The sequence below is a fragment of the Mesorhizobium sp. M7A.F.Ca.US.005.03.2.1 genome (assembly GCF_003997795.1).
Taxonomy (GTDB): domain Bacteria; phylum Pseudomonadota; class Alphaproteobacteria; order Rhizobiales; family Rhizobiaceae; genus Mesorhizobium; species Mesorhizobium ciceri.
In genome coordinates this window covers 1-10,442 of the sequence record NZ_RZRP01000133.1, presented here as the reverse complement: position 1 = coordinate 10,442, position 10,442 = coordinate 1, and the positions used below count along the sequence as shown (strand labels likewise).

General features: G+C 62.6%; 14 protein-coding genes. 5 read left to right on the top strand and 9 right to left on the bottom strand.

What is annotated here, in order from left to right:
* On the top strand, positions 1–224 hold a 224-nt coding region (locus tag EN991_RS10390; RefSeq protein ID WP_127368694.1), incomplete at its 5' end, for a DUF1150 family protein.
* A 92-nt stretch (positions 225–316) separates the two neighbouring features.
* Here the strand turns inward: EN991_RS10390 and ptsN are convergent.
* From ptsN to lptC, 6 genes are all read right to left on the bottom strand, one after another.
* Positions 317–781 (bottom strand): PTS IIA-like nitrogen regulatory protein PtsN, encoded by a 465-nt coding sequence (gene ptsN, locus EN991_RS10385; RefSeq protein WP_013529589.1) that lies wholly within the window; start codon positions 779–781, stop codon positions 317–319.
* A 121-nt stretch (positions 782–902) separates the two neighbouring features.
* Positions 903–1,487, bottom strand: a complete 585-nt coding sequence (gene raiA / locus EN991_RS10380; RefSeq protein WP_013529588.1) for a ribosome-associated translation inhibitor RaiA — start codon at positions 1,485–1,487, stop codon at positions 903–905.
* Between the two features lie 265 nt (positions 1,488–1,752).
* Positions 1,753–3,279, bottom strand: coding sequence for an RNA polymerase factor sigma-54 (gene rpoN / locus EN991_RS10375; protein WP_064995568.1), 1,527 nt, complete (start codon positions 3,277–3,279; stop codon positions 1,753–1,755).
* Positions 3,280–3,478: 199 nt separating this feature from the next.
* On the bottom strand, positions 3,479–4,297 hold the full coding sequence (gene lptB, locus EN991_RS10370; protein ID WP_013529586.1) for an LPS export ABC transporter ATP-binding protein: 819 nt from the start codon (positions 4,295–4,297) through the stop codon (positions 3,479–3,481).
* Positions 4,297–4,878: an LptA/OstA family protein gene (locus EN991_RS10365; RefSeq protein WP_127368693.1), complete on the bottom strand. Its 582-nt coding sequence runs from the start codon at positions 4,876–4,878 to the stop codon at positions 4,297–4,299. The genes lptB and EN991_RS10365 overlap by 1 nt, the downstream gene beginning before the upstream one ends.
* The gene (gene lptC, locus EN991_RS10360) at positions 4,865–5,578 is read right to left on the bottom strand and encodes an LPS export ABC transporter periplasmic protein LptC (RefSeq protein ID WP_013529584.1); all 714 of its coding nucleotides are present in this window, start codon (positions 5,576–5,578) and stop codon (positions 4,865–4,867) included. Before lptC ends, EN991_RS10365 begins: the two co-directional genes overlap by 14 nt.
* A 406-nt stretch (positions 5,579–5,984) precedes the next feature.
* Between lptC and sppA the strand changes: the two genes are divergently transcribed.
* The 4 genes from sppA (at position 5,985) to EN991_RS10340 (ending at position 8,725) form a co-directional block, all read left to right on the top strand.
* Positions 5,985–6,941, top strand: coding sequence for a signal peptide peptidase SppA (gene sppA / locus EN991_RS10355; RefSeq protein ID WP_127368692.1), 957 nt, complete (start codon positions 5,985–5,987; stop codon positions 6,939–6,941).
* Positions 6,942–7,023: 82 nt separating this feature from the next.
* Positions 7,024–7,308 carry an integration host factor subunit beta gene (locus tag EN991_RS10350; protein ID WP_006200394.1) on the top strand — a complete coding sequence of 95 codons (285 nt, stop codon included), beginning with the start codon at positions 7,024–7,026 and terminating at the stop codon, positions 7,306–7,308.
* A 57-nt stretch (positions 7,309–7,365) separates the two neighbouring features.
* The gene (locus EN991_RS10345) at positions 7,366–7,722 is read left to right on the top strand and encodes a DUF1049 domain-containing protein (RefSeq protein ID WP_064995565.1); all 357 of its coding nucleotides are present in this window, start codon (positions 7,366–7,368) and stop codon (positions 7,720–7,722) included.
* Positions 7,723–7,759: 37 nt separating this feature from the next.
* Positions 7,760–8,725 (top strand): ornithine cyclodeaminase family protein, encoded by a 966-nt coding sequence (locus EN991_RS10340; protein WP_064995564.1) that lies wholly within the window; start codon positions 7,760–7,762, stop codon positions 8,723–8,725.
* On the opposite strand, the gene EN991_RS10335 is transcribed toward EN991_RS10340, so the two are convergent.
* The 3 genes from EN991_RS10335 to EN991_RS10325 form a co-directional block, all read right to left on the bottom strand.
* A complete protein-coding gene (locus EN991_RS10335) occupies positions 8,722–9,159 on the bottom strand; it encodes an EVE domain-containing protein (protein ID WP_127368691.1) in 438 nt (145 codons plus the stop codon). The genes EN991_RS10340 and EN991_RS10335 overlap by 4 nt on opposite strands.
* The gene (locus EN991_RS10330) at positions 9,156–9,551 is read right to left on the bottom strand and encodes a VOC family protein (RefSeq protein ID WP_013529579.1); all 396 of its coding nucleotides are present in this window, start codon (positions 9,549–9,551) and stop codon (positions 9,156–9,158) included. Before EN991_RS10330 ends, EN991_RS10335 begins: the two co-directional genes overlap by 4 nt.
* A gap of 71 nt (positions 9,552–9,622) precedes the next feature.
* Positions 9,623–10,315, bottom strand: coding sequence for a YafY family protein (locus EN991_RS10325; protein WP_063169010.1), 693 nt, complete (start codon positions 10,313–10,315; stop codon positions 9,623–9,625).
* Positions 10,316–10,442: the final 127 nt, after the last annotated feature.

Here is a 10,442-nt window from a genome sequence, read left to right as displayed (position 1 = left end):
ATGGCGAATTCGCTCATCTCGGCGAGGGCTCGGTCGCTTATCTCAGAAAGGTCTCGAGCGACGAATTGCTCGGCCGTTTCCCCAATCTCGGCGAAATCGCTCCCGGCATGGAACTGTGGGCGCTGTTTGCCGCCAATGGCCAGCCGATCCTGCTTTCCGACGCGCGTGACCGCGCACTGGCCGGTGCCATGGAAAACGACCTGACCACGGTCGCCATCCACTAAGACCCAGCGCGCCGCCCTGTTAGGCGCGACCAGCAGGCTCAAACGCATAGGGCCGCCCGTGGCGGCCCTTGAAGTTCGTCTCACCAGAAAAATCAGGCCGCGTGCGAGGCCTGGGTGTCCGATAAAAGCGCGTGGATAGCCGCGGCGTCGCGCGTACCCCTGATCTTGGCCACCGTGTCGGCGTCACGCAGCACTCGCGCGATGCGCGACAGTGCCTTGAGGTGATCGGCACCCGCCCCTTCCGGCGCCAGCAGCAGAAACACCAGATCGACGGGCTGATCGTCCAGCGATTCGAAATCGACAGGCGTCTCCAGCCGGGCGAAAACACCTGCGATGCGCTTCACGCCGGCCAGCTTGCCGTGCGGGATGGCGATGCCGTTGCCGACGCCGGTCGAACCCAGCCGCTCACGCTGCAGGATGGTGTCGAACACCTCCCGCTCCGGAATGCCGGAAATCGCCGCCGCCCGTTCGGACAGCAATTGCAGCAGCTGCTTCTTGGAGTTCGCCTTCAACGCCGGCAATATCGCCGGAACGTTGATAAGATCGCTCAGATCCATGCTTGAAAATCCCTTGTTCGCCTGCCGTCACCAGTCCTCACCCCTCGTGCGGCCGGCTCTTATCCCAGTGCGACCTCGTCGTCACCGTGCGACCCTTGTCGTCACCGTGCGACCGTTGTCGTCACGCTTGTGCGACCTTGGTCGTCGACGGGTCGATCCAACCGATATTTCCATCGGGTCGGCGATAGACGATGTTGAGATGGTCGGTTCCCGCGTTGCGGAAGACGAAGACCGGGCTGTCCTTGGTGTCGAGCTCGATGACCGCCGACGCCACCGACATGGTCTTCAGCGTCATGGTTGATTCGGCGACGATGGCCGGCGCGAAATTCTCCGGAATGTCCTCGTCGTCATCGGCAAGCGGCGCCATCACCGTGTAGGCTATGTCGGTCGGTTGGCCGTTGGCGGCGCCCGAATTGTGCGATTTCAGCCGGCGCTTGTAGCGCCTCAGGCGGGTTTCCAGACGGTCCGCCGCCGCCTCGAAGGCAAGCGTCGGATCCTGGGCATCGCCGGTGGCCTGCAGCGAAGCGCCGGAATCCAGCCGGATCATGCAATCCGCCGAATAGCGCGAACCCGATTTGATGACCGTGACATGTCCGGCAAAGCCGCGATCGAAATATTTGCCGATCGCTTCGCCGACACGATCGTTGATGCGTGTCCGAAACGCATCGCCGATGTCCATGTGTTTTCCCGATATGCGCAGATTCATCTGAAAACTGACCTTCCTTGCTCAGGCTTCAAACTGGCCCGAGTTTATACTCGTGATCCGTGCGCACAAGCTTTGCGGCGTCACTTGCGCCGATTTTAAATCCAGACTTTCCGGTTGATCACAAGCCGCCCTTTGACCGTCCCGAGGCCAACGTCGTGACGGACCATCCGCATGCGGGCATCTAGCCCGTCTCATGCGGGCGGGCTTCTAGCCAGTTCACCGCGGCTTGTCAATGAAGTGCTGGCTTGTGGAAAATCGACTCGCCTCAGCGCCCGGCGCTGGCCATCGCACGTTTCTCGCGCCGGCGCTGCACCGAGGAGGGGATATTCATGCCTTCCCGGTACTTGGCGACCGTACGCCTTGCAATGTCGACGCCACTTTCGCGCAACATGTCGACGATTGCATCGTCGGAAAGCACGTCGACGGGCTTCTCCTCGTCGATCAACTGCTTGATGCGGTCACGCACGGCTTCCGAGGAGTGCGCATCGCCGCCGCCCGATGCGGCGATCGAGGCGGTGAAGAAGTAGCGAAGCTCGAACACGCCGCGCGGCGTCAGCATGTATTTATTGGCTGTGACCCGGCTGACGGTCGATTCGTGCATGCCGATGGCGTCGGCCACCGTGCGCAGATTGAGCGGCTTCAGCTGCCGCACGCCATGGACGAGGAAGGCGTCCTGCTGGCGAACGATTTCCGAAGCGACCTTGAGGATGGTCTTTGCCCGCTGGTCGAGGCTGCGCGTCAGCCAGTTGGCGTTCTGCAGGCATTCGGCCAGAAAATCCTTTTCCGCCTGGTTCTTGGCCTGCGGAGAGACCTGGGCGAAATAGATATGGTCGACCAACACCCGCGGCAGCGTTTCGGCATTGAGTTCGACCGTCCAGCTGCCGTCATTGGCCGCGCGCACCTCGACATCGGCGACGATCGCGTCGCTGGCGCCGCCCGAAAACGCCATGCCCGGCCGGGGATCGAGCGCCCGGATTTCGGCCAGCATGTCGAGCAGATCCTCCTCGTCGACACCGCAGATCCGTTTCAATGCGTGAAAATCGCGCCGTGCCAGGAGTTCGAGATTGGCGACCAGCGCCTTCATCGCCGGATCGAGCCGGCTCCGCACGGCAAGCTGCAGCGACAGGCATTCGGCCAGGTCGCGGGCAAACAGGCCGGCCGGCTCGAAGGTCTGACACACCGCCAGCACCTTCGCCACGGCGGCCGCATCCGCACCGAGACGAGCGGCGATCTCTGCCAGATCGGCACGCAGATAGCCGGTCTCGTCAAGGCCGTCGGCGAGGTCGGCGGCGATCAGACGTGCAGCCGGATCGGCGAAGGCTAGCGCCACCTGTTCACCGACATGGTCGCGCAGCGTGATCGCAGCAGTCGCCATATCGCCGGCGTCAAACCACTCGGATGAGGAACCCGCGCCATTGCCGGAAGCCGATTTCCATTGCGCCGTCAGGTCGGGACCGAGCCGCTCGCTGGTGCCCGGGTCGTCGGGAAACAGGTTTTCCAGCGACGTGTCGAGCTTGTCCGAGATCGCCTCCGCGCTCCACTGCGTCTCGTTTTCGAACCAGTCGCCTTCGGAGGTGGCTTGCGGCTCCGCCTCGATCTTCTGCGCCTGGTCGCTGGCGGCATCGTCCTGCGGCTCGGCGCGCTCCAGCAGCGGATTGCGCTCGATTTCCTCGTCGATGAAATGCTCGAGCTCGACATGGGTGAACTGCAGCAGCCGAATCGACTGCATCAGTTGCGGCGTCATCACTAGCGACTGCGATTGTCGTAGCTGTAGTTTGGCCGCCAACGCCATGGTTCGGTTTCAAACGCCTCGTCTACGCATCCGGACTTCCGGAAAGGAATTTTGCAGCCGGCCATAGAAACTGGCCCGGCTTTTGCTTGTCAAGGCAATTGGTAGCAAAACTCGCTTACCGGAGCGTTATCTCGGAGCAAAATCGAGGAAAAAGCGCCGCGCGAACCGCAAAAATCGTGTCAGGAAACAAATTTCACGCTCAGAGGGTGAAACCCTCGCCGAGGTAAAGTCGCCGCACATCCGGGTTTGCCACCACTTCGTCGGCCCTTCCATGGGTCAGCACCTGGCCGGCATGGATGATGTAGGCGCGGTCGATGAGGCCGAGCGTTTCGCGCACATTGTGATCGGTGATGAGGACGCCGATGCCGCGCGCCGTCAGGTGGCGCACCAGTTGTTGAATATCCGCGACGGCGATCGGATCGATGCCGGCGAAAGGCTCGTCGAGGAGCATGTAGGCCGGACGCGTCGCCAGCGCTCGCGCGATTTCCAAGCGTCGCCGCTCGCCGCCCGAAAGCGACATGGATGGCGCCTTGCGCAGATGGCTGATGTGGAATTCCTCGAGCAGTTCGTCGAGATTGCGCTCGCGCACCTTGCGGTCCTTTTCGACCACTTCCAGCACGGCGCGGATATTCTGCTCGACATTGAGGCCGCGGAAGATCGATGCTTCCTGCGGAAGATAGCCGATGCCGAGGCGTGCGCGACGGTACATCGGCATCGACGTGACATCGAAGCCGTCGATCTCGATCGTGCCTTCATCCACCGGCACCAGGCCGGTAACCATATAGAAACAGGTCGTCTTGCCGGCGCCGTTGGGGCCGAGCAGTCCAACGGCCTCTCCGGCGCGCACGCCGATGGTGACGCCGCTGACGACCTTGCGGCCCTTGTAGCTCTTGGTCAGCCCCTTGGCGATCAGGGTTCCCTTGAACTTTCCCGCATCGACGGTCACCGTGGCCGGCGCCGAAAGCTTGCCGGCGGCCCGTCCCGGAAGACGCGCCGTCAGCGACGACAGGCTGGCCATCAGGGGTTCGTCGCTCCCGATTTCGGCGGCGGTGTGATCGACACCTGGACGCGTTGCCCAGCGCATGGATCCACCTGAGCCAGCCCGCTTTTCATCTGCACGGTAAGTTTGCAGCCCACCAGAACGTTGTCGTTTTGCGACAGAACGACCTTTTTGCCCGAAAGCACCAGCACCTGGCTCTTCATATCGAAGCTGCCTTGATCGCCGGTCGCGATCTGCGCATCCGACTTGATATAGACCTTGTCGGAGATCTCCAGGTGATCGATGTTGGCCGAGCCCGTCATCGCAGCACCCGCGGCCTCCGTGCCCTTGGCAGCGGCGTTGGGGTCCTTGACGTAGTAGACCGTCATCTTGCCGGCCTTCATCAATGTCGGCCCCTGGACGACGCTGACATTGCCCGTGAAGATGGCGACACTGTCGGCCTGGCGGACTTCCAGCTTGTCGCTCTCGATCTGGATCGGCTTGTCGCCGGACAGTTTGAGGCCTGATTGACTGGTCGTCTGCGCCCATGACGGCACGAGTCCGAGCAGCAGCAACGCTGAAGTTGCAGCCGCGAGCCGCGTCGAACTACTGAGCCGCATTGGTTTCTCCGCTGTTTCCCTGTGCCGCCTTCAGGGCGGCGGAATCGATGTTGACGCGCACTTTGTTCTCGAAAACCAGAATCTTGCCATTGTCCTGAACCGACATCGTATCCGCCGTGATCCGCGACCCGCCACGGCTGACATCGACGGGATCTCCTGTCTTCATAGTGCCTTTGCCCATGTCGAGGAAGACCGATTTGAACTTGGCCTGCATGCCGTCGGTCGTGGTGATCGTCACGTCGCTGGTCAGGTTCATCGTATTGCCGTCGCGATCGTAGGTGCCGTGCGAGGCCTTGACCGCCGCCACATTGTCGGACGCGATCGGCACCTTGGCGTCGATGCCTTCCAGCTCGATGATACCTTGCGTGCTGACATCCTGAATGGCACGCAGCGCCGTCATCGAATAAGGCTGCTTCTGCTTGGTGAAACCGTTGAGCTTGGGATTGGCCATCACCAGCTTGCCGTTGGAAAAGGCAGTGCCTTCCGCCTGAATCTTCACCGAGACGGGTGCGGCGAGATAGGAGTAGACCGGGAAAGCGACCGCTATCAGTGCTGCGGCCACCGGCACGGCAAATTTGAGAACGCGCACGCGGCGCGAATGACGCTGTGCACGGTCGAAAGCATCGCCGCGCGTCCGGCCGTCCGCCGGGGGAGCCAACACCGCCTCGGCGTCGGTCGGTTCAATCGGTCGCGCTAACATTCACTGCTTTCTTCTAACCCTGCCCGCCCTCGGGCACCGCCTATAGGTGGGACGCCGGCGCTTTCAAGCAAGCACAAGCCCACGAAAACTGCAAAAATGTGACAGCCGCCTTTGTACAGACGAAAACGAAGTCCGCACAACTGCCGTCTTCTCCATAGCAGAAACAGACACGCGGCGTAAAATTTATCAGCCATCGGTCTCGTCGCCCGACCTGGTGGCGATTGCACGAATATGTGAGCAGACCGACGCCTGGAGAGGGCCCCGACCCGGCCCCGTCGACTGCCGACGCGGATAGCCACCTCACGTCCAGGCGCCGACTTGTCTCGGCATGCGCAAAAGAGAACTGCTTCCAGATGGGAGGATCATGGTCTAAAAGCGTCTCCTCCCGCCGACTGAAAGGCTGACCATGGCACTGAGAGCCGACGACCTGATCGACCGCCGCCGTTTGCGGCGCAAGCTGACATTCTGGCGCGTCGTCGCCATAGGCATTATAGCCCTTGGGGTGATTGCGCTTTCAACCTGGTTCTATGGCGACGATTTCGGCGGCTCGACGGTCGACCATATTGCCAAGGTCAAGATCGAAGGCACGATCACCGAGGACGAGGAACTGATCAAGCGGCTGGAAACCATCCGTCTTTCATCGAAGGTGAAAGGCGTGATCCTGTCGATCGATTCGCCTGGCGGCACCACCGTTGGCGGTGAATCGATCTATGAAGAAGTGCGCAAGCTGGCCGCCGACAAGCCGGTGGTGGCGGAAGTCGGCACGCTCGCCGCATCGGCGGGCTATATGATCGCCAGTGCCGCAGATCACATCGTTGCCCGCAAGACCTCGATCGTCGGCTCGATCGGCGTGCTGATCCAGTATCCCGACGTCAGCGGCCTGATGGACAAACTCGGCGTCAAGCTGGAGGAGGTGAAATCCTCGCCGCTGAAAGCCGCGCCCTCTCCCTTCAAGCCGACCAATGACGACGAGCGCGCCATGGTTCGCAAGCTCATCCTCGACAGTTACAACTGGTTCGTCGACATCGTCGCCGAACGCCGCAAGATGAGCCGCGAACAAGCGCTGGCGCTTGCCGACGGCTCGATATTCACCGGTCGCCAGGGCGTTGCCAACGGGCTGATCGACGCCGTCGGCGGCGAGGCCGTGGCGGTCGACTGGCTGGCGACCAAGGGCGTCGATGCCAAGCTCAAGGTCGTCGAGTGGAAGGATACCGAACGGCGCAGCGGCTTCCTGTTCTCGAAAGCGATGGCGCAAACGATCGGCAGTGCGCTCGGCCTGCCCGCCTACAGCAGCGACGTCATCCATGAACTCGGAGCCGACCGCTTGTTTCTTGACGGTCTCGTTTCCGTCTGGCACCCTTGAGAAGCCGTTTGGGGCAAGTGAAAAAAGCAAATAAAATCATCCTCATAATTTTGACCGCACTGCTTTCACGGGGACCCGTCTCATGATCAAGTCCGAACTTGTGCAGATTATTGCCACGCGCAATCCGCATCTTTTCCTGCGCGACGTCGAAAACATCGTCGGCGCGATCTTTGATGAAATCACCGACGCCCTTGCCGAAGGCAACCGGGTCGAGTTGCGTGGCTTCGGCGCTTTTTCGGTGAAAAATCGTCCCGCCCGCACCGGACGCAATCCGCGCACCGGCGAATCCGTCGAGGTCGAGGAGAAATGGGTGCCGTTCTTCAAGACCGGCAAGGAACTGCGTGAAAGGCTGAACGGCGGCAAGTAGGCGCGACGCCAGCGCCTGACGGCCTTTCGGACAGGCCAGCTTCCGACGGAAAACATCATGTTCAATCGCTTCATCCTTATCGCGATCTTCGTGCCCCTGGCGATCATCCTGATCGCACTCGCTGTCGCCAACCGCGAACTGGTCGCCTTCACGCTGGACCCGTTCAATCCCGGCAATCCGAAGCTGACCCTGACTTTGCCGCTGTTCATCTTCCTGTTCCTGGCGCTCGCCATCGGCATGATCGTCGGCAGTCTGGCTACGTGGGTCAAACAGGGTCGCTATCGCAAGCTGGCGCGCCAGCGCGGCGTCGAAGCCGAGAACCTGCGCCAGGCGGTCAGCCGTGCGCCGGCGGTATCACAAAGCCAGGCACCGGGGTCCGCCCAGGAGGCAGCATTGCCGAAGCCGACCGCTTGAGCCGCCAATCGGCGGTTTTGTCCTCACGGAGTTTTTCATGCTGACCATTTCGGCCGCAGAGGTCGACCATGCGCTGACCTTTCCCCGGCTGGTCGAGACGCTGCGCATGGCGTTTCGCGACGGCGCGGTGCAGCCTGTCAGGCATCATCATACGATCGAGCGGCCCGATGGTGCCGCCTCCACACTGCTTTTGATGCCGGCCTGGACCGATCTCAACGCGGCCGGCACGTCGGCCGGCGGTCACGTCGGCGTCAAGATCGTCACCGTGTCGCCCGACAACAATGCCATCGGCAAGCCCGCGGTGATGGGGCTCTATCTTCTGCTCAACGGCGCCACCGGCGAACCCGAGGCCCTGATCGACGGCCAGCGGCTGACACAATGGCGCACCGCCTGTGCTTCGGCGCTCGCGGCCTCCTATCTCGCCCGCGACGATGCCTCGCGGCTGCTTGTGGTCGGCGCCGGCGCGCTGTCGCCCTTCCTCGCCAAGGCGCACTCGGCCGTGCGGCCCATCAAGACCATCCGCATCTGGAACCGCACCCCGGCCAATGCCGAGAAAGTCGCGGCCGATCTGTGCGCCCAGGGCTTCGCCGCCAGTGCGGCAAGCGATCTCGATACGGAGCTTGGGCAGGCCGACATCGTCTCCTCGGCGACGATCACGACCACGCCGTTGATCAAGGGCGCATTGTTGCGGCCGGGAACCCATGTCGACCTGGTCGGCGGCTTTACGCCGACGATGCGCGAGAGCGATGACGATGCGATCAGGCTTGCCCGCGTCTATGTCGACACCCGCGCCGGCGCCACCAAGGAAGCCGGCGACATCGTCCAACCGCTGGCCTCCGGCGTGCTGAAACCGGAAGCCATCGTCGCCGATCTGCACGAATTGGCGCGCGGCCGGAAGAAGGGCCGCGAGAGCGCCGGTGAGATCACGCTGTTCAAGTCGGTCGGAGCGGCGCTCGAGGATCTTGCCGCCGGCATTGCCGTCTACAAGGCGCTCACGGCCTAGTTTACCGTCGCACCCATTTCGGCGCCCATCGCCTCGGCGATCACACGAAAATCGTGATCCCCGATTTCAAAAAGGCCAAAGCGAAGCTGATAACCCCAGTTCGACTTGGCCGCGGTGAAGTCCAGCCTGTCGAGCAGCGGCTTGATCGGCGCTTCCTCGGCCTTGGCCCATGCCACATCGCGGCGGAACGGCGTGAAGCCGGCGCCCATATCGCCCTGATAAGGCTCGCCTTCCCGCACGATGCCTATCGCCGTGAAAGCCTGCAGGCCGTCTTTCTCGCCCAAAACAGTGGTCGGCGAATAGTAGACGACGCCATCACCCGGCTTGACGCGACGCAGCGGTGCCGCCTTGCCGTGGTTGACCTGCATGAAGCCGGCTGTGCGACCACGCCGGACATGCTCGGCCGACGCCACCGCTATCCAATACGCGCTCATTTCTGTTCCCCATTGGCCTGTTCCCCGTCGGACAGCCAGTAGACGCGCAGGCGATGATTATCGGGATCGAGCGCGACAAAAGTACGGCCGAAATCCATGTCGGTCGGCGTCTGCAGGATCTTCAGCCCGCGCCCGGACCAGTCGGCATGGGCGGCATCGACCGCATCGGGCGTATCCAGCGCAAACACGATTTCGGCGCCACCGCCTGACGTGGCGGCTGCCGGCTCCACCGTATGGCGCGACCACAGGCCGAGCTTGAAGCCGGCATCGAGCACGAACAGCACGAAGGTCGGCGAACTTTCGACCGGCTCACGACCGAGCAGCGCGCTGTAGAAGGCACCGCTCTGCTGCGGCTGGTCGACATAGAGGATGACGAAATTCGGGGTGGCCATATCTGCTCTCCAAGGTTCGGTGTTTCGACTTGACGAACATACGATAGGCTACTGTCAGAATATGGCAGCAGTCATCGCGAACCACGCGGCTTGTCGAGCGTCGTTCGCCATTCCTTGAGCAGCGCCTGGCGACGACGCGGATAGCGCGTGTCCATTGCTTGGAGTTCGGCGATGCGATCGGCGCGAAAATGCCGGAAATCCTGCCGCATCTCGCACCACGCCACCACCACCCGCACCTTGTCGAAGAAGCCCAGCGCAAATGGCCAGACGACGCGCTGGGACACGGCCCCGCCGGCATCGCGGTAGAGAAAGCCGAGCTTGCGCTCGTTGCGGATGGCCTGCCGCACCAGACCAAGATCGATGCCCTCGGTGGCCGCGGCAGGAGGCCCGACCAGCAGTGTGCTCGCGTCAAGATCCTCGCGCAGATCGTCGGGCAGCACGGCTGCGATCTTGGCCAACGCGTTGGCGGCGGCGGCCGAGAGACGCTGGTCCGGCTGCCTGGCGACCCAGCGCGAGCCGAGCACAATGGCTTCGATCTCCTCGTCGCTGAACATCAGCGGCGGCAGCATGAAGCCGGGCTTGAGCACATAACCCAACCCCGCCTCACCTTCGATCGGCGCGCCCTGGCCCTGCAGCGTGGCGATGTCGCGGTAGAGCGTGCGGATCGAAACGCCCGTCTCGTCGGCAAGCATGTGCCCGCTCACCGGCCGGCGATGCCGGCGCAAGCACTGTATGAGGTCGAGTAGGCGTTCGGAGCGGGACATCGAGCAGATTTGCCTGTTTCTTTGACATTGGTCCATCGCCGGCAGACATAAACCGGAGAGGCCGACCTGTCGGACTTGGTTGCGAAGCCGGTTGCCCTATGTCAAAAGCGGCCACGCCGTTCGGAGT